The sequence below is a fragment of the Burkholderia sp. 572 genome, assembly GCF_040545135.1.
Lineage (GTDB): Bacteria > Pseudomonadota > Gammaproteobacteria > Burkholderiales > Burkholderiaceae > Burkholderia > Burkholderia cepacia.
Genome location: NZ_JBEPLH010000009.1, coordinates 147,895 through 165,614 on the forward strand (window position 1 = coordinate 147,895; position 17,720 = coordinate 165,614).

Annotated in this window: 16 protein-coding genes; 9 read left to right on the top strand and 7 right to left on the bottom strand. The window is 67.0% G+C overall.

Going from position 1 to position 17,720, the window contains the following annotated elements; genetic code table 11:
* Nucleotides 1-169 precede the first annotated feature (169 nt).
* On the top strand, nucleotides 170-1,075 hold the full coding sequence (locus ABIC51_RS18720; protein WP_175854368.1) for a helix-turn-helix transcriptional regulator: 906 nt from the start codon (nucleotides 170-172) through the stop codon (nucleotides 1,073-1,075).
* A gap of 115 nt (nucleotides 1,076-1,190) precedes the next feature.
* Here ABIC51_RS18720 and ABIC51_RS18725 read toward each other — a convergent pair whose 3' ends face one another.
* A complete protein-coding gene (locus ABIC51_RS18725; protein ID WP_175854366.1) occupies nucleotides 1,191-2,837 on the bottom strand; it encodes an NRAMP family divalent metal transporter in 1,647 nt (548 codons plus the stop codon).
* A gap of 116 nt (nucleotides 2,838-2,953) precedes the next feature.
* Nucleotides 2,954-3,091, bottom strand: a complete 138-nt coding sequence (locus ABIC51_RS18730) for a hypothetical protein (protein WP_162923104.1) — start codon at nucleotides 3,089-3,091, stop codon at nucleotides 2,954-2,956.
* 1,069 nt (nucleotides 3,092-4,160) lie between these two features.
* Here ABIC51_RS18730 and ABIC51_RS18735 point away from each other — a divergent pair.
* Both ABIC51_RS18735 and ABIC51_RS18740 read left to right on the top strand, forming a co-directional pair.
* The gene (locus ABIC51_RS18735) at nucleotides 4,161-4,430 is read left to right on the top strand and encodes a hypothetical protein (protein ID WP_027789529.1); all 270 of its coding nucleotides are present in this window, start codon (nucleotides 4,161-4,163) and stop codon (nucleotides 4,428-4,430) included.
* Between the two features lie 108 nt (nucleotides 4,431-4,538).
* Entirely contained in the window at nucleotides 4,539-6,011 is a 1,473-nt protein-coding gene (locus tag ABIC51_RS18740) for a carbohydrate porin (RefSeq protein WP_175897629.1), read from the top strand.
* A 96-nt stretch (nucleotides 6,012-6,107) separates the two neighbouring features.
* Here ABIC51_RS18740 and treA read toward each other — a convergent pair whose 3' ends face one another.
* Nucleotides 6,108-7,871, bottom strand: a complete 1,764-nt coding sequence (gene treA, locus ABIC51_RS18745) for an alpha,alpha-trehalase TreA (RefSeq protein ID WP_027789531.1) — start codon at nucleotides 7,869-7,871, stop codon at nucleotides 6,108-6,110.
* Between the two features lie 311 nt (nucleotides 7,872-8,182).
* Here treA and ABIC51_RS18750 point away from each other — a divergent pair, with 311 nt between their 5' ends.
* The 4 genes from ABIC51_RS18750 (at nucleotide 8,183) to ABIC51_RS18765 (ending at nucleotide 13,415) form a co-directional block, all read left to right on the top strand.
* Nucleotides 8,183-9,571, top strand: a complete 1,389-nt coding sequence (locus ABIC51_RS18750; protein WP_027789532.1) for an MFS transporter — start codon at nucleotides 8,183-8,185, stop codon at nucleotides 9,569-9,571.
* 396 nt (nucleotides 9,572-9,967) lie between these two features.
* Nucleotides 9,968-10,738 carry a polyprenyl diphosphate synthase gene (uppS, locus tag ABIC51_RS18755; protein WP_027789533.1) on the top strand — a complete coding sequence of 257 codons (771 nt, stop codon included), beginning with the start codon at nucleotides 9,968-9,970 and terminating at the stop codon, nucleotides 10,736-10,738.
* Nucleotides 10,739-10,790: 52 nt separating this feature from the next.
* Nucleotides 10,791-11,870: a terpene synthase family protein gene (locus ABIC51_RS18760; protein WP_027789534.1), complete on the top strand. Its 1,080-nt coding sequence runs from the start codon at nucleotides 10,791-10,793 to the stop codon at nucleotides 11,868-11,870.
* Nucleotides 11,871-12,203: 333 nt separating this feature from the next.
* The gene (locus ABIC51_RS18765) at nucleotides 12,204-13,415 is read left to right on the top strand and encodes a winged helix-turn-helix domain-containing protein (protein ID WP_175861248.1); all 1,212 of its coding nucleotides are present in this window, start codon (nucleotides 12,204-12,206) and stop codon (nucleotides 13,413-13,415) included.
* A gap of 73 nt (nucleotides 13,416-13,488) precedes the next feature.
* On the opposite strand, the gene ABIC51_RS18770 is transcribed toward ABIC51_RS18765, so the two are convergent.
* Nucleotides 13,489-13,707, bottom strand: a complete 219-nt coding sequence (locus ABIC51_RS18770; RefSeq protein WP_006480837.1) for a DUF1653 domain-containing protein — start codon at nucleotides 13,705-13,707, stop codon at nucleotides 13,489-13,491.
* A gap of 57 nt (nucleotides 13,708-13,764) precedes the next feature.
* Entirely contained in the window at nucleotides 13,765-14,208 is a 444-nt protein-coding gene (locus tag ABIC51_RS18775; RefSeq protein WP_027789537.1) for a GNAT family N-acetyltransferase, read from the bottom strand.
* 205 nt (nucleotides 14,209-14,413) lie between these two features.
* On the opposite strand from ABIC51_RS18775, the gene ABIC51_RS18780 reads away from it, so the two are divergent.
* On the top strand, nucleotides 14,414-15,037 hold the full coding sequence (locus ABIC51_RS18780; protein WP_059587015.1) for an HAD hydrolase-like protein: 624 nt from the start codon (nucleotides 14,414-14,416) through the stop codon (nucleotides 15,035-15,037).
* Nucleotides 15,038-15,421: 384 nt separating this feature from the next.
* Nucleotides 15,422-16,000 carry a DUF4142 domain-containing protein gene (locus ABIC51_RS18785; protein ID WP_027789539.1) on the top strand — a complete coding sequence of 193 codons (579 nt, stop codon included), beginning with the start codon at nucleotides 15,422-15,424 and terminating at the stop codon, nucleotides 15,998-16,000.
* Nucleotides 16,001-16,105: 105 nt separating this feature from the next.
* On the opposite strand, the gene ABIC51_RS18790 is transcribed toward ABIC51_RS18785, so the two are convergent.
* Both ABIC51_RS18790 and ABIC51_RS18795 read right to left on the bottom strand, forming a co-directional pair.
* Entirely contained in the window at nucleotides 16,106-16,708 is a 603-nt protein-coding gene (locus ABIC51_RS18790; protein WP_354006583.1) for a GNAT family N-acetyltransferase, read from the bottom strand.
* Nucleotides 16,709-16,770: 62 nt separating this feature from the next.
* Entirely contained in the window at nucleotides 16,771-17,685 is a 915-nt protein-coding gene (locus tag ABIC51_RS18795) for a LysR family transcriptional regulator (protein WP_027789541.1), read from the bottom strand.
* Nucleotides 17,686-17,720: the final 35 nt, after the last annotated feature.

Here is a 17,720-nt window from a genome sequence, read left to right on the forward strand (position 1 = left end):
TAGTATTACGGCATATTACGCGTACACAAGCGTTTTTGTACAATGCCCCCGCGCTGCGTCATGGATGACGATCCGCGCATATCACACCGATGCTCGATCGCACCGCCGCGACGGCCGTACACGATACGGCCGCCGTCAGGCGAGATGCGTCGATTCCGAGGGATGGCACATGTCCGACATTGCATTGCATGAAGAAGCGGTCGCCTCAACCTTTCCCCGCCCGTCGCACGGGCCCAGCGCGTGCCCCGACGCGCTGCGGGAGCGCTCCGTACAGGTCGTCTGGTGCGACGACGTGAAGCGCGGCGACGTCACGCAGCCGCACGCGCCGAAACTCGGCGTGGCCGATACGCTCGCGCACGCGCAGAGCACGGCCGAGCGCAGCCGGATCGTCGCAAGCCTGCTGCACCTGACGGGTTTCTCGACGTTCGCGTACTTCGCGCTCGAATTCGCGCACGAGCGGGTCGAAAGTCTCTACCTGCACGAAGCATTCACGCCGTCCACCTACCGCGGCGACTACGTGCGCCACCACCATCACGACGTCGATCCGCGCACGCTCGGCGCACGCGTGTGCAACATGCCGATCGTGTGGGACCTGCAGCAGTTGCGCCGCGAACACCGCGAGCGCGACGCCGGCCCGCGCGCGACGCCGGCCGCGCTCGACGGCTTCCTGCAGACGATGCAGGACGACGGGATGTGCAGCGGCATCATGTATTCGATGGCCGTGCCCGGCACGCGGCTGCATGCGTTCATGAGCTTCACCGCGCCGCGCCGCACGCGCGAATGGATCACGCCGGCGACGATCGAGCAGGCGCTGTCGATCGGGCTGTCGGTACACAAGTTCGCGTCGCCGCAGTTGATCTCGACCTCGCGCGAGCGCGCGGTGAACGGGCTCACGCCGTTCGAGCAGGAACTGCTGCTCGGCATCGCCGAAGGCGCATCCGACAAGGAGATCGGCCGGCGCCTCGACACCAGCGCGCACAACGTCGACTATCACCTGCGCAAGCTGCGCAAGCGCTTCGGCGTCGCGAACCGGATCCAGCTCACGTACCTGACGTCGAAGCTCGAATTGATCTGACCGTCGCGCAGCGCGTGCGACGTGCCGCAAGCAAGCGCGTAAACGCACATGCCGGCCACGGAGGCCGGCATGTGCGGGCTGCGGCGCGGCGCCGCTTCCTGGCAGACGGCCTGCGTTACTTCAGCAGCGTCATCTGCACCACCTTGACGATCACGAGACCGACCGCGATCACGAGATAGCCGCGCAGCACGGCCATCCAGATTCGCGTCGCCAGCGTCATGTTCTGCGGCTCGAGCGTATCGAGCGGCGGCATGCGCCACGTGTCGCGCAACGTGCGATCGATGGCCGGTTCGATCACGCGCTTGTTGCGACGGATCAATACCGTCACGATATAGCCCGTGATCGCGAGCACGGTGCCGCCGACCAGCACGTCGACGATCGCTTCGCCGCTGATATCCGGATACATCACCGACGCGGTGAGGATGATCGACAGCAGCACGAGCACCCAGATCACCGCACCGGTGAACACGTTGAGCTTCGTCGAGTTGACCCACGGGCCGAGCACCTGGCGGTCGTTGCACAGCACCAGCAGGAACACCGTCGCGCTCGGCAGCAGCACGCCCGCGAGCGTCTGCACCGCTTCGGTCAGCAGGCCGAGCGGGCTGCCCGGAATCAGCACCAACGTGGCCGCGGCCGCGACGATGCCGAAATACACGAGATAGAACCCCTTCGCATCGGACACGCCGCGGTGCAGCGAGTGGCGGATCTTGAACACGTCGCCGATCGCATAGGCCGTTGACAGCGACACGGCCGCCGCGCCGATGATGCACGCGTCGAGCAGCGCCACCGCGAACAGCGTTGCGCTCGTGCGGCCGGCATACTTCTCGAGGCCCGCGATGATGCCGCCCGCGTCGGCGAAGTTGCCGGCTTCCGGATGCCCGTTGAACAGCGCGGCGCTGAAACCGATCATGGCGACCGCACCGATCAGCACGAACGCGATGCCGATCCACAGGTCGGCCTTTTCATACTTCATGAAGCGCGGCGTGATGCGCTTGTCGATCACATAGCTCTGCTGGAAGAACAGCTGCCACGGCGCGACGGTCGTGCCGACGATGCCGATCACGAGCAGCATCACGTCCGACAGCTTCGCGTGCGCGGGCCAGTTCGGCACGAAGAAATCGCGCGTCATCTGCGCGACGGGCGGATGGATCGACACGAGCACCGGCACGAGCAGCAGGCTCAGCACGCACAGCCCGATCGCGAACCGCTCGAATCGCCTGAAATCCCCGGTACTCACCGCGGCCATGGTCAGCGCCGCGGCCACGCACACGCCCGCGACCTTCGGTAGCCCGAAGAAATCCAGCACGAACGTGATGCCGATGAACTCGGTGACGATGGTGAGCGCATTGAGCAGGAACAGGTCGATCACGCTGAACGCGCCCCAGAACTTGCCGAAGCGCTCGAAGATCAGCCGTGCGTGGCCGACACCCGTCACCGCGCCGAGGCGCAGCACCATTTCCTGGTTCACGTACAGCACGGGCACGAGCAGCAGCAGCGTCCACAGCAGCGTCGTGCCGTAGTTCTGGCCGGCCTGCGTGTAGGTACCGAATGCGCCGGCGTCGTTGTCGCCCACCATCACGATGAGGCCCGGGCCGATGATCGCGAGCAGCGTGCGCAGGCGCGCCCACCACGAGCCGCGCGTGCCGGTGTCGTGATGCGCGATCGTACCGAGCGCACCGCGGATGTCGCCAAGGTGGGCCTCGTCGAGCACGGCGGCGCGTTCGACGGCGATCGGTGGAGAAACGTTGGATGGCGTGGACATGATGTGTTCCGTACGGCTAATGGTTATCTGGTGAGCGTGCGACCTTGGGATGCGCGCGGGGCGACCGCCCGATGGCGGCCGCGCGTGCGCATGCCGAGGCGCGCTCGGCGCTTCTTTCAGCGGATCAGCGATTTCAGCCGGTTCAACAGGCGGGAGAACACTCGCGGACGGGCGTCGAGCATCAGCATCGCGTCGTAGTGGTTGCGCGATTCCGTGACGTGCGGGAGATTCGACAGCAGAAGGCCGAAGTTCATGGTCTGGCTCCGTGCGGCGACGGCGAGCGTGCCGGCCGCGTGGTGGGCGCGGGGCCAGTCCGGCGCCTGAACGGCGTGTCAGGCTAGTCGGCCGGATTGTCCCTGCGACCCGGGTTCAAAAGGGTCTGTGCGTGCAACGGGCGTAAGGGACAACTGTCACTGTCGTTCATGGCGGCTCCTGTGCGGTGTTCCGGAGAACACGGTTGACCGCCGTCAGGCGTGCGGGCCGGCATTCGCGCGCCGGGGAAAGGCGTGCGCGAACGCGGCCGCCTGCCGGGCGGCGGTGAAACCGGACGGCGCATGCGAAAACGCATCACGCTAACCGGCGCGAATCAGGGTGCACGTAGGAATTTGCTGCGGAATACTGCTGCGCGCACCGTTTGCCCGGGGGACAAACGGCGGCTTCGATGAGGCGCGGACGTCGGTCGCTCAGGCGGAAATTTCGTTCGAAGATCGACTACTGCAGGCGTCCAAGGCGGCGGCCCCAAGAGTGAAGATGCCGGATTCTATGGACGGCCCGAAAGTGAAGTCAACCCCGCCAAACCCCATTTCCCGAAATAAATTTCCGCCTTCGCGGCACTGAAAGAATTGCCCTTGAAACGACGTGCCGAAACCTTTCAGCGCGTCATGTCACGGTCACCATCCGATGTGTGCGAACAACGGCGCGGCACCCGGCCGTCGCCTCGTCGTGGCGGCCTCGCACCCTCGCGCTCCACGGCGATGCATCCGCCACACACGGCGCCTTTCATGCGTTTTTTACTTGCACTGCAGCAAACGACGCGAATACAATCCGCCGCAATTCATCACAGGAGTCCCTCCGTGGACACATGCTCTAGTTGCAGTTCGACGCCGGTCCAGGCCGGCCAAGCCATCGCGAGATAGCAGCCAGACGCATGTCTTACGCCGCTAGCTCGCATTCGTCGGGTTAGCGCGCTTCCTTCCGGGCCGGCCATCGCCGGTTCGTCCGTTGCACGCTCCGTTACGTTCCACCCTCCGATCGCAGGCCGCGTCACGCGCCCGCGCTCGATCACGTCGTCCGGCCTTCGCCGGACCGGACGGAGGCAGCGTCATGTTTCTTCAATCGCTCGCGGTCAGGCTCAAGCGCATCGTGCATGTCGCATGCGACCGCTCGTTCGTTTCCGGCCTCTCGCCGCTCGCCCATGCGCTCGGCAACTGGCGCAGCTCGGCGCTCGCCCACGTGCCGGCAGCGCCCCGCCCGCTCGACTGCCTGCTGTTCGCCGTGATGGCGGCCGCGGTCGCGCTCGTCGCGCTGCTGTGCTCGGCCGCGCCGCGCCTCGGCTTCGCGCAGGTGTGGCGTATCGGCGGCTGGCTGCCGTAAGCCCCGCCCCGCGCGGCGGTGGCATGTGCCATGTACCGCCGCGTAAAGCTCTCCGCACCACGTTTTCGTTTCTTCAGCCAAACTAATCAAACCACCGACGGAACCCACATGAAGAACTACCTCGAACCCGTCCCGCGCATGCTCCGCCTCGATGCGCTCGCCGCGCTGCTGCTGTCGCTCGCCGCCGCGCCCGCGTTCGCGCAATCGTCGCTGCCCGCCTCGGCCGAACCGGCGGCCGGCGCCGGCGACGCCGCCGCTCCCGCACAACAGGCAGCCGCGCCCACCAGCTTCCGGGAGCGCTCGAACCTGCTCGGCAACATGAGCGGCCTGCGCGACGTGCTGGGCGATCACGGCATCACGCTGAACCTGCAGGAGACCAGCGAGTACCTGTACAACACGTCGGGCGGCACGGGTCGCGGCGGCGCCTACCAGGGGCTCACGCAGTTCGGCTTCGACGTCGACACCGGTAAGGCGATCGGCCTGCCGGGCGGCACGTTCAACGTGTCGGCGCTGCAGATTCACGGCACCAACCTCACGCAGCGCTATCTGCAGACGCTGCAGACCGCGACCGGCATCGAGGCGAATTCGACCACGCGCCTGTGGGAGCTCTGGTACCAGCAGTCGCTGCTCGACGACAAGGTCGACGTGAAGGTCGGCCAGCAGAGCGTCGACCAGGAATTCATGGTGAGCCAGAACGCGTCGGCCTTCATGAACGCCACGTTCGGCTGGCCCGTGCTGCCGTCGACCGATCTGCCGGCCGGCGGCCCCGCGTATCCGATGTCGTCGCTCGGCGTGCGGCTGCGCGTGAAGCCCGCCGATGCGTGGACCGCGATGGTCGGCGTGTTCGACGGCAACCCGGCCGGCCGCACCGACGGCGATGCGCAGGTACTGAACGCGCACGGCACCAACTTCAACCTGCGCAGCGGCGCGTTCGTGATCGGCGAAGTCCAGTATGCGCTGAACGCGCCGCCCGCCGATCCGAAGGCGCCGCAGCCGGCCGGCCTGCCGGGCACGTACAAGCTCGGCTTCTGGTATCAGTCGCAGCATGCGAACGATCCGCGCTACGGCACCGACGGCCTGTCGCTCGCGAATCCGGCGAGCAACGGCATGCCGGCCACGCATCGCGGCAACTACAGTTTTTATGCGGTCGCGGACCAGATGGTGTGGCGGCCGTCGCCGGACAGCCCGCGCTCGGTGGGCGTGTTCGCGCGCGTGATGGGCGCGCCGGGCGATCGCAATACCGTCGATTTCGCCGCCAATGCAGGCGTGACGCTGAAGGCGCCGTTCAAGGGGCGCGACAACGACGTCGCGGGTCTCGCGGTCGGCTACACGAAGATCGGCTCGCATGCGCGCGGCCTCGACGGCGACACCGGCGCATACACGACACCCGGCTATCCGGTACGCCGCGCGGAAACGGTCGTCGAGGCGACCTACCAGTACCAGGTCACGCCGTGGTGGCAATTGCAGGCCGACCTGCAGCACTTCTTCCGTCCGGGCGGCGGCATCCCGAACCCGAACGCGGCCGGTGCGCGCATCGGGGACGAAACGGTGGTCGGCGTGCGCACGACGATCGTGTTCTGACGCACGCCGGATGCAGACACGGGCCGGACGGCCGCTCACGCGACAGTCCGGCCCGTGCGTTCTCTCGCGGGGCAAGCGCGCGGCCCGTGCCGCGCGTCACTCGCCGTACAGCCCGAGCAGTTTCAGCGTGACGCCGTTGGTCCAGCCGAAGCCGTCCTGCAGCGGATATTCGCCGCCCCCGCCGCCGCCCGTGCCGGCGCCTTCGACCACGTATTTCTCGACGAGCTTGCCTTCGGTCGCATACACGTGCTTCACGTCGGACAGGAAACGCGTGCCGATGTCCTTCGCGAGCGCCGGTTCGCCGTAGCGCCGCAGCCCGTCGATCGCGATCCACTGCAACGGCGCCCAGCCGTTCGGCGCGTCCCACTGCTGCCCCGTGTTCTCGGTGGTCGTCGCGAGGCCGCCCGGCTGCAGCAGCGTCTTGCGCACCTCGCGCGCGGTCGCCTTCGCGCGCTCGGGCCACGCAACGCCCGCGAACAACGGATACAGCGCGGCGGCCGTCACGGCGTCGCGCGGCTTGCGCAACTGCCAGTCGTAGTCGCCGTAGTAGCCGCGACGGTTCCACAGATAGCGGTTGATCGCGGCCGCACGCCGCGCCGCGCGCCCGGAAAAATCGGTCACGCAGGCCACGTCGCGCGTAAGCGCGCAGCCCTTCACGATCGTCGTCTCGAGATGGAACATCAGGCTGTTCAGGTCGACCGGCACGATCGACGTCGTGCGGATCGTCGCGAGCGTCTTGCCGTCGCCGAACCAGCGCGAGCTGTAGTCCCAGCCGCTTTCGGCGCCCGCGCGCAGGTCGCGGTACACCTCGTTCGCCGGACGCCCCGGCGCCGACTTCGCGGTCGTCACGTCCTCGAGATACGACTCGTCGCGCGGCGTATCGCTCGCATCCCAGTAGCGGTTCAGCACCGCGCCGTCGGGCATCGCGACCACATTGCGCGCGGCCTGCCCGCGCGGCGTCGTGGTTTCGCCCTGCATCCAGTACGCGTACTCCTTGCGCAGTTCCGGCAGATATTTCTGGTAGACCTTGTCGCCTTCGGCCTGTGCGGCAAGCGTGACCATATAGGCGAAGAACGGCGGCTGCGAGCGGCTCGCGTAGTACGTGCGGTTGCCGTTCGGGATGTGCCCGATCGTGTCGATCAGATGGGCGAAGTTGTCGAGCATGTCGTCGACGAGATCCTCGCGGCCCGACACCTGCAGCCCGAGCATCGTGAAATAGGTATCCCAGTAGTAGCCTTCGCGGAAGCGGCCGCCCGGCACGACATACGGCTTCGGCAGCGGAATCAGCGAACTGTAGGGCGGCACCGTCGTGCTCGTGCGCGTGAGCTGCGGCCACAGCCAGTCGATGTGCTGGCGCAGCGTCTGGTTCGGCGGCGGCGTGACGCCGCCTTCCGGGGGCGGCGTGAAATGCTGGCCGACGAACGCCTTCAGCGAGAAGCCCGGCTGCGATTTCTGTTGCTGATACAACTGCACGATCGTCGCGGGATCGCTGTCGGGCGTCGCGTCGACGAAGGTCTTCTGGTCGGAATAGATCTGCGCGGTCTGCACCGCGACGAACAGGTCGCCGTAGAGCTGGCTCGGCGGCGGCAGCAGCGTGCCCGACGCGGGGCCGGCAACCGCGGCCGTCGCGGGCGCCGCCGACTGATCGACCGCCTGCGCGGCGGCCCGGTTCGCGTTGTCGGCCTGCGCGGCGCAGCCGGCAACGGCGAGATACGCGACGGCTAGTGCGGCGGCCCAGCGAAGACGCGGCGCGGGGCGCCCGAGCGGCGGTGAGCGATGAAGCGGAAAGCGGGTTGAGACGCGGGTTGGGATGCGCGTTGAGATGCGAGATGCAATCGATGCGGCACGACGTGACGTCATGACGTGTCCCCTCCTTTCGATGGTGAGTGGGTCGGCACGAGGTCTCGTTCGCGCGCGCGCTCGTCTCGATGGCCCTCGATCGATGCGCGTCGTTTTGTGTTGCGAGTGGGCCTGACTGTCGCACGAAACGTGCACATCAAGCAAGTTTCGATTCGCGCGGCTCGCGCAGGCATGCTCGGCGTTTGCGCAGTCGTTCTTTCCGCGCCGCCCGCTAAAAGAACGACTGTTGCACTATGCGGAACATCTGTTGTCATACGTGACTCAATGGTCACATTGTGGGCATAATGGCGTCTTTACCGCGCGCCCAGCCCATGTCGCCCGTCTTTCTAGCACCGCTCATCGTTGCCTGTGCGTTGTTCATGGAAAGCGTCGACGCGAACATCATCGTCACCGCCCTGCCCGCGATGGCGAGGGACTTCGGGCACAACCCCGTCACGTTGAACATCGCGATCACGGCCTACGTGGTCGGGCTCGGCGTGTTCATTCCGATCTGCGGCTGGCTGGCCGACCGCTTCAGCGCGCGCTCCGTGTTCCGCACCGCGATCGGCATCTTCGTCGTCGGCTCGCTGATGTGCGCGGCATCCAATTCCCTCGGCGTGCTCACGTTCGCGCGCTTCATCCAGGGCGTCGGCGGCGCGATGATGGTGCCCGTCGGCCGCATCATCATTTTCCGCGCCGTGCCGCGCTCGGATCTCGTGCGCGCGATGAACTACCTCGCGATTCCCGCGCTGTTCGGGCCCACGGTCGGGCCGCTCGTCGGCGGCTTCATCACGACCTACCTGCACTGGCGGATGATCTTCTTCATCAACGTGCCGATCGGCATCTACGGGATCTACCTCGCGAGCAAGCACATCGCGAACACGCACGAGCCCGACCCGGGCCCGCTCGACTGGTTCGGATTCCTGCTGTCGGCCAGCGGCGCCGCACTGCTGCTGATGGGCCTCACGCTGATCGACGGTGCACTCACGTCACGCTCGAACGCCCTCGCCATGTGCGTGACCGGCACCGTCCTGCTCGCGCTCTACGTGCCGTACGCGCGCCGCAAGGAACGCCCGGTGCTCGACCTCAGCTTCCTCAAGATCCCGACGTATCACGCGAGCGTCGTCGGCGGGTCGCTGTTCCGCATCGGCCTCGGCGCGGTGCCGTTCCTGCTGCCGCTCGCGCTGCAGGAAGGGCTCGGCATGAGCGCGTTCCATTCGGGGCTCATCACGTGCGCGTCCGCGTTCGGCGGCGCGATGAGCCGCTCGACGGCCACCCACACGCTGCGCCGCTTCGGCTTCCGCACGGTACTGATCTACAACGCGGCATTCGCGGGGCTCGCGATCGCCGCGTACGGCGTGTTCCATCCCGGCATGGCGACCTGGGCGATCTGGCTGATCGTGCTCGTCGGCGGCATCTTCCCCGCGCTGCAGTTCACGAGCCTGAACTCGATGATCTATGCGGACATCTCGCCGCGCGACGCGGGCCGCGCGACCAGCCTCGGCAGCGTCGTGCAGCAGATGTCGCTCGGTCTCGGCGTGACGGTGGCCGGCCTCGTGCTGCACGTTTCGCACTGGCTGCAGGGTCATCAGAAGATGGTGTGGTCGGATTTCTGGCCCGCGTTCGTCGTGGTCGGGCTGTGCTCGTTCGCATCGATTCCGATCACGCGGCGGCTGCCGCCCGGCGCCGGCGACGAAGTCGCGCGCGGCAAGCGGCAATAAGCAACCGACGGCCGACGCGGCGGAATCGTTTCCGCCGCAATCGAGCGCCCGCGTATTGCATCGCTTTTATTTTCCAATTCCACGATTTATTCAATCGTGCGAAACACACGAAAAGCGCTCGTTGAATCCGTGCGTCGAAATGGCATCGCGCCGAAAATCGACTGCCTATCGTCGCGCCCGGGATCTGCCGGCGCCGCGTAATGCCGGCGCGGTCGCTTGCATCGGCGCGCCCCGATATCGTGCATACGAATGACTTGAAAATCCGAAATTCATTGATCAATAATGATCGCTCGCATTGGCGCGAACATGATCTCCACGCCGGATTGCAGCAGTCGCCACGACGATCCCACCCGCTGTTTCACGTTTCGATCGCTTCCTCGCCTCGAAGGAGTCTCCATGACTCAAGAGCTGATTCTGCGCGCGCCGGAAACATTCGCCATCGACTCGCCCGCCGTATCGGATACGGCCCGGCCGCCATTGCCCACGCATCTCGCCGTCATTCTCGACGGCAACCGGCGCTGGGCGGACCGCCTCGGCCTGCCGGCCGCCGACGGCTATCGGGCCGGCGGGCGCAACGTGCATGCGCTGCTGTCGTGGTGCGAAGAGGCCGGGATCCCGTTCGTGACACTGTGGCCGCTGTCCACCGAAAATCTCCAGCGCGACGCCGCGGAATTGCGCGGCCTGCTCGCGGTGATCGCCGACGTCTTCGACGAGCTCGCCGCCAGCGGCCGCTGGCGGCTCCACGTGATCGGCGACCTGACGCAGTTGCCGCCCGCCACGGCCGACCGCATCGGCGCCGCGCAGCAACGCACGGCCCACGCGCACGGACTCGACGTGAACATCGCCGTCGCCTACAGCGGCCGCCTCGACCTGCTGCACGCCGTCCGCTCGCTGATCGCGGAACACGTCGCGGCCGGCACCGTCGATCAGTTGCTCGCGCAGCTCAGCCCGGAGTTGATCGCGAGCCGGCTCTACACGGCCGGCCAGCCGGAGCCGGACCTCGTGATCCGCACGTCGGGCGAGCAGCGCCTGTCGAATTTCATGCTGTGGCAAACCGCTTTCTCCGAGTTCTATTTCACGCCGACGTGCTGGCCCGATTTCGGACGCGACGATTTCGAACAGGCCATCGATGCGTACGGCAAGCGCGCGCGCCGGTTCGGCAAGTAGGCCGGACTGCCTTCACGACACCTGTTGCCACCCGCCATCCGCGAGGTACGCCATGTCCACCGTCGAAACCGTTGCCGCCGAAGCCGCCGCGCCCGCACTCGTGCTTCCGCACCTGTTCCACCCGTTCGACACGCCCGTGCATCCCGACGCCGACCGCGCCGAAGCCGACCTGCTCGCGTGGATGAACGGCCATGGCTTGCTCGACGATCCGCGCTGGGCCAACGGCATCCGTCACGGCAAGATCGGCGAATACTGCTCCCGCGTCTATGCGCACGCAACCTTCGACGGCCTGTGCACGACGACCCGCGCGTACGGCTGGATCTTCGCGATCGACGACGGCCTGTGCAGCCTGCACGGCGTCGCGCGCGCTCCGGGCGACCTCGGTGCACTCTACCTGTGGCTGTACGAAATGATCGCCGATCCGACCGGCCGCGATCCAGCGCCGCTGCGCGCCGCGCTGGCGGCGCGCCTGCCGCACATGGCCGCGTTCCTGCCCGCCCTGCAACGGGCGACGCAGGACGTGTGCGCGCGCATCGCGGCCGCGTCCACGCGCGTGCAGTACGCACGCTGGGTGGCAGGGATGATGACGTTCCTGTTCTCGACGCTGTGGGAAGCCGGCCGGTTCGCGACCGACGTCGTGCCCGGCGAGGCCGAGTATCTCTCCGGTCGCACCTACAACGGATGCGGCGAAGGCGCGTTCGCGCTGATCGACATCGCCGGGGGCTACGAAGCGCCCGCCGCGTTCTACGCCGACGAAGAAGTCGAGCGCCTGCGCAAGCTGTCCGGCCTGATCCTCTGCCTGTGCAACGACATCTTTTCGTATCCGAAGGAGGCGGGCGAATCGAGCAGCAATCTCGTCTGCGTCCTGATGCACGAACACGGGCTCGCGCCGCAAGCCGCGCTCGACGCGGCGGCGGACATCCACAACGGCTATCTCGCGCGCTATCTCGATCTGGAAAAAAAGGTGCGTACGCGCACCGACGATCGCGCGTCGCTGCGCCTGCTCGACGAGGCCCACTCGTATATTCGCGGCAACTACGACTGGCACTTCGGCTCGCCGCGTTACGGCGCGGCGAAGCACTACGACCTGTCCCGCGCGCTGCGGCCCGGAGAGACGAGCGCCGCGGCATGACCTGCGCGGCAACGGACGAAAACCGGAAAAAACAAAAAAATCAGCGGACATCCACACGGGGCCGGTGCACAGCCGCATGGATGTCCGCTCAGGGCTCCGGGTCTCCCGATGGGGGTTGAGAATCCCGGATTCGCTTCCTGCGTGCCATGGACATATGTGCGTCGGAAGCGGAATCGTTGCGCGCACATTTCGTCGCGCCATGGACTGCACTATAGGGAAACTTGCGAAACGTATCTGTCAACCATTGTCAGACACGTTGCATCGGCACGTCGCACGCGCGCGCCGCTTTCGCGCTAAAGTGGTTCCCGACCATCACTCCCGGCCGCCCCTCCGATGCTTACGCTCTCGCCCGCCGCCGCCCGCGCCCTGCATCTCGCCGCGCAGGGCCTGCTGACACCGCCCCGCCGCAAGGCGACCAAAGCCGACGTGCTCGACACGATCCGCCGGATGGCGCAGTTGCAGATCGACACCATCCACGTCGTCGCGCGCAGCCCGTATCTCGTGCTGTTCAGCCGTCTCGGCGATTTCTCGCCGCAGTGGCTCGACGAGCATCTCGCTGAGGCGCGCCTGTTCGAATACTGGTCGCACGAAGCGTGCTTCCTGCCGGTCGAGCAGTTCGGCCTGATGCGCTACAAGATGCTCGATCCGTCGGGGATGGGCTGGAAATATGCGGCCGAATGGCATGAACAGAATCGTCCCGAGATCGAGCGGCTGCTCGCGCGGATTCGCGAAGAAGGCCCGGTGAAGTCGGCGGATTTCGTCCGCGAGGATGGCGTGAAGGGCAACGGCTGGTGGGATCGCAAGCCCGAGAAGCGCCACCTGGAAGTGCTGTTCACGACGGGCGACCTGATGGTGTCGGAACGCCGCAATTTCCAGCGCGTGTACGACGTGCGCGAGCGCGTGCTGCCCGACTGGGACGACACGCGCGACCTGCCGCCGCGCGAAGCCGTGCTGCCCGCGCTGCTCGACTACACGTGCCGTGCACTCGGCGTCGTGCGCGCGGACTGGGTGGCCGACTACTACCGGCTGCCGCGCCGCTCGTACCGCGCGGAGCTCGAGCAGCTCGCCGACGCGGGCGACCTGATCCCGGTGGCGATCGACGACTGGAAGGAGCCGGCCTACGTGCATCGCTCGCTCGAAGCGTTGCTGCCGGCCGCCGAGGCCGACACGCTGCGCTCGACGGTCACGACGCTGCTGTCGCCGTTCGACCCGGTCGTATGGGACCGGCGGCGTGCATCGACGCTATTCGGTTTCGATTACACGATCGAATGCTATACGCCCGAGCACAAGCGGCGTTATGGCTATTTCTGCCTGCCGGTGCTGCATCGCGGCCGGCTGGTCGGGCGCGTCGACGCGAAGGCGCATCGCACGCTCCGCACGTTCGAACTGAAGGCCGTGCATGTCGAGCCGGGCGTGCGGTTCGGCACGGGGCTCGCCGCCGATGTCGCGAAGGCGGTGAAGAAACTCGCGGCATGGCACGGCACGCCGGAAGTCACGACCCGGCACGCACCGCCGGAACTGGTGAGGGCGCTGGCCGGCGACTGATACCCGCACATTCGGCTCGACATTCGGCTCGCGCAGCCGGCCCGCAAGGCCGGCTTACGCGGCCGGCCGAGGATCAGTCGCGCAGCTTGCGGAAACGCGGCGTGCCGTCTTCGAGGTTCCCGTTGAACATCGCTTCCGGCCGCACCCACAACCCGCGCGCATGCGGCCACAGGTGTTCGTACACGACCACCGATTCCTCGGTTTCGGAATGGCGGGCAACGCCGATGTAGCGATACAGCCCGCCCTTGTAATGGCGATGCGTCGCGAGCTGTTCGGCTTCCTGTTCGGTCATGATGGGTTTCTCTTCGGCAAAAACGGAAAGCGCGTATTGTATGCGCTGCGCCGCGCGTCAGCGTTTCGCGTAGATGTCCGGGCGGCGGATCTCCATCACCCGCTCGGGGTTCGCGCACGGCCCGAAGCCGACCGGCCGGTACAGCTCGTGCGCATCGGACGTCACGAGCATGATGCGGCGCAGGCCCTGCACCATCTCCTGCGCGAACACGTGGTCGATCAGCGCGCGGCCGTAGCCGTTGCCGCGTTCGGCCGGCAACACGAACACGTCGCACAGGTACGCGAACGTCGCGTGATCGGTCACAAGGCGCGCGAAGCCGACGAGCCGGTCGCCGATATACGCGCCGAAGCACAGGGAACCCTCGATCGCCTTCTCCACCACGTCGCGCGGAATACCCTGCGACCAGTACGCGTCGCGATGCAGGAAGTCGAAGATCGCGTCGACGTCGAGTTCGCGTTTGTCGGTGGAAAATCTCAGCGTGGCGGGGGTGGCAGCAGGCACGTCGGTCTCCGGTCGGGGTGGTGGAAAGCGAAGCGTCGACGATACCGCGCAGCGCGGCGAGGGACAAGGGACAGCACCGATCATCCGGACGACGCGAAGCAGCGGCTCGACCCTCTCGTTTCGCCGCGGGCGCAACCGACCGTGCGGGCGACGGGCCCCGATTCGGTGACAATGTCGTCTGCCCGATAACCCGCCACGCTGCTTCATGCCCTACCGCCTCATCGCATTCGACTTCGACGGCACGCTCGCCGATTCGCTCGACAGTTTTCTCGCGGCGCTGTCGGAAGCGTCGCGCATGCACGGCTTTCGCGACGCCACGCCCGAGCTGCGCCCGGCACTGCGCGGGATGTCGGCGCGCGACATCATTCGCGCGCTCGACGTGCCGATGTGGAAAGTGCCGCGCGTGACGATCGACATGCGTCGCCTGATGCGGCCGCGCGTCGCGCAAGTGGCGTTGTTCCCCGGCGTCGGCGAAACGTTCGACGCGCTCGCCGCGCGCGGCATCCGCATCGCGATCGCCACGTCGAACACCGAGGAGATCGTGCGCGACCGGCTCGGCCCGCACGCCAGCAGCCGCGTCGAACATTTCGCGTGCGGCATTCCGCTGTTCGGCAAGGCACGTCGCCTGCGCGCACTCGTTCACGAAGCCGGCCTGCGCAACGACGAAGTGCTGTACGTGGGCGATGAAATCCGCGACGCCGACGCGGCACGACGCGCGCGCATCGCATTCCAGGGGGTCGCGTGGGGCTACACCGCGCCGGACGCGTTGCAGGCACATTGCGCGACGCCGTTGCTGCCGCGTCTCGACGCATTGCTCGACCGCGTGTGACGCGTTCGCGCGCATCGCGAGCCGGCCAGCGTCGACGCTCGACGCGCACGTCACCGCGGCGTGACGATGACTGCCAGATGACACCCACGTGCATCCCGCACGCCGCATGCGCGCAAAAATTGCCGCCGCCACGCACGCGACAGGTACGCAATACCTGCCGACACGCATGCTCATCGATTCGTCTTACCAACCGTTACACAAACCACAGCGCGGTTGCACCTGCTACCGGATCGCCCTCCTAGAATCAGTCGGGCCGGGAAACACTTCGACCGGCGCCGCGGCAGAGCGGCGGTCGAATCCGGCCCGGGCGCGCCCGGTCTCTCGCACAGCAACGGATCACCCGATCCGTTTTTCAACCAGAGCCCCGATTGAAAGGAGGTCCCCATGAACCGCTTTCCCCACGTCTCGCGCCTTGCTTTGTCTGCCGCTGGCCTGCTTCTCGTCGCCGTGACGGCGACCGCGCAAACCGCACAACCGGCACCGGCTGCACCGGCCGCACCGGCCGCCGCTGCGACGCGCATCCACGAAGCCGACCAGGCATTCATCACCGACGGCACGAAAACGGTGTCGACGCAGCACGACGCGGCGCGCATCGCCGATTCGCGCACGTCGGACAGCCAGGTCAAGGCGTTCGCGCAACGCGTGTCGGCCGACGATGAAAAGATCATCCAGGCGATGCGCGCAGCCAGCCCGCGCGGCGTCGACGTGCCCGCCAACGACCCCGACACGGCCGTGCTGAACAGCATCAAGACCCTGCGCGGCGCCGAGTTCGACAAGGCGTACATCGAGCAGGTCGCGCTCGCCGGCCAGCAGAAGGCCATCTCGGCCTTCCAGGCCGAAATCGCATCGGGCCGCGACACGAAGCTGAAGGAAGTCGCACGCCAGTCGCTGCCGATCCTGCAGAAGCATTACGCCGACGCGCAGAAGCTCGCGGAGCGCCACCACCTCGCATCGGCGCAGTAACGCGCCGCCGCGCCGCGCGCCGTGCGCGGCGCACGGGTTCTTCCCCTGTCGTCGCGTCGCCCCCCTCCGGCGACGCGACGCACGCCAGGCGTCTTACGTGACAGGTTATGTCGCGAGCTTCGCCATCAACCGCGCCCTCACCTCCGGCCATTCGTCGTCGATGATGCTGAAGCGTACCGAATTGCGCTTGCGGCCATCCGGCATGATCCGTTCGTGCCGCACGATGCCTTCCTGCTTCGCACCGAGCCGCAGGATCGCCGCGCGCGATTTCTCGTTCAGCTCGTCGGTCGTGAACTGCACGCGCACGCATTGCAGCACGTCGAACGCATAACCCAGCAGCAACGATTTCGCTTCGGTGTTCGCACGCGTGCGCTGCGCCGATTCGCTCAGCCACGTATGGCCGATCTCGAGCTTGCGGTTCTTGCGATCGATCTTCCAGAAACGCGTGCTGCCGATCGCACGGCCGGACGCGCGATCGACGATCGTGAACGGCATCACGGTGCCGGCCGAACGCCCCTGCAATGCCGTGTCGATGTAGGCGTCGATCGTGTCCGGACCCGGCACGACCGTGACCTTCAGGTTCCACAACAGGCCGTCCGCGGCAGCGTCCAGCAGCGCCTGCCGATCGGATCGTTCGAGCGGCCGCAGTTCGACGCGTTCGCCGGTGAGAATCGGTTGCTCGAGGAAAGCGGAAACATCGGTGGTCATGAGCGGTTCCGGAAAAGACGAAAAAACGGCGTTGGCGGCGAAACGCCCATCATACGGCCGCGTCAGCCGAGGACCGCGGCCAACCGGCGGCGGATCGCCTTCGCCTCGCCGCGCAGCGCATCGGTGAACGCGTCGACGAGCAGGTTTTTCGGCCGGTGCTCGGGCACGATCACGCTGACGCGGTACGGAAACGACCGTGTGAGCGGCCGCACGTGCAGATCGCGCCCGACGAAATCGAGCGCGGTCAGCGGATTGACGATCGCGACGCCGAGCCCCTGCCGCACGAACGCGCACACCGACACGGCCGACGGCGTGTCGACGACCGAGCGCGGCGCCACGCCGAGCTGCGCAAACGCCTCGTCGATCAGGATGCGATACGGATCGTTCAGCGACAGGCTCACGAACGGGCGATCGGCGAGATCCGGCAGATCGATCGCATCCTGCGCGAGCAGCGGATGGCCGTCGGGCAGCACGCATACTTCGTCGACTTCGAGCAACGGCGTGAGCACGGTGCCGGCCGGCGCGACGTCGTGCTCGGTCAGCCCGAGGTCGTAACGCTGCGCGGTCAGCCACTCTTCGAGCATCGGCGATTCCTGCGTTTCGACCGACAGGCTGACGCCCGCATGGGCGTCGCGAAACCGGCGCGCCGCGCCGGGGAGGATCGCGTGCGAGAACGCCGGCAGCGCGATCACCGACAGTTGACCGTCGCGAAACTCGCGCAGGCGCGCGGCCGTGGCCGCGACGCGTTCAAGCCCCACATACGCGAGCCGCACGTCGTCGAACAGCGTGAGCGCGGCCATCGTCGGCCGCAACCGGCCGTGCGCGCGCTCGAACAGCGCGAAGCCGACGACCTGCTCCATGCGCGCGAGCTCGCGGCTGATCGTCGGTTGCGACGTATAGAGCATCTCGGCCGCGCGCGTCGTGCTGCCGGTGACCATCAGCGCGCGAAAGACCTCGATATGGCGGTGCGTGAGCATGATCTTCTATATCAAATATGAATCGAATTTCGATA

What these genes read in the sequence shown, in the direction of transcription:
- ABIC51_RS18720 (WP_175854368.1), top strand. Translation starts at nt 170, where the DNA reads ATGTCCGACATTGCATTGCATGAAGAAGCGGTCGCCTCAACCTTTCCC.
- ABIC51_RS18725 (WP_175854366.1), bottom strand. Translation starts at nt 2,837, where the DNA reads ATGTCCACGCCATCCAACGTTTCTCCACCGATCGCCGTCGAACGCGCC.
- ABIC51_RS18730 (WP_162923104.1), bottom strand. Translation starts at nt 3,091, where the DNA reads ATGAACTTCGGCCTTCTGCTGTCGAATCTCCCGCACGTCACGGAATCG.
- ABIC51_RS18735 (WP_027789529.1), top strand. Translation starts at nt 4,161, where the DNA reads ATGTTTCTTCAATCGCTCGCGGTCAGGCTCAAGCGCATCGTGCATGTC.
- ABIC51_RS18740 (WP_175897629.1), top strand. Translation starts at nt 4,539, where the DNA reads ATGAAGAACTACCTCGAACCCGTCCCGCGCATGCTCCGCCTCGATGCG.
- treA (WP_027789531.1), bottom strand. Translation starts at nt 7,871, where the DNA reads ATGACGTCACGTCGTGCCGCATCGATTGCATCTCGCATCTCAACGCGC.
- ABIC51_RS18750 (WP_027789532.1), top strand. Translation starts at nt 8,183, where the DNA reads ATGTCGCCCGTCTTTCTAGCACCGCTCATCGTTGCCTGTGCGTTGTTC.
- uppS (WP_027789533.1), top strand. Translation starts at nt 9,968, where the DNA reads ATGACTCAAGAGCTGATTCTGCGCGCGCCGGAAACATTCGCCATCGAC.
- ABIC51_RS18760 (WP_027789534.1), top strand. Translation starts at nt 10,791, where the DNA reads ATGTCCACCGTCGAAACCGTTGCCGCCGAAGCCGCCGCGCCCGCACTC.
- ABIC51_RS18765 (WP_175861248.1), top strand. Translation starts at nt 12,204, where the DNA reads ATGCTTACGCTCTCGCCCGCCGCCGCCCGCGCCCTGCATCTCGCCGCG.
- ABIC51_RS18770 (WP_006480837.1), bottom strand. Translation starts at nt 13,707, where the DNA reads ATGACCGAACAGGAAGCCGAACAGCTCGCGACGCATCGCCATTACAAG.
- ABIC51_RS18780 (WP_059587015.1), top strand. Translation starts at nt 14,414, where the DNA reads ATGCCCTACCGCCTCATCGCATTCGACTTCGACGGCACGCTCGCCGAT.
- ABIC51_RS18785 (WP_027789539.1), top strand. Translation starts at nt 15,422, where the DNA reads ATGAACCGCTTTCCCCACGTCTCGCGCCTTGCTTTGTCTGCCGCTGGC.
- ABIC51_RS18790 (WP_354006583.1), bottom strand. Translation starts at nt 16,708, where the DNA reads ATGACCACCGATGTTTCCGCTTTCCTCGAGCAACCGATTCTCACCGGC.
- ABIC51_RS18795 (WP_027789541.1), bottom strand. Translation starts at nt 17,685, where the DNA reads ATGCTCACGCACCGCCATATCGAGGTCTTTCGCGCGCTGATGGTCACC.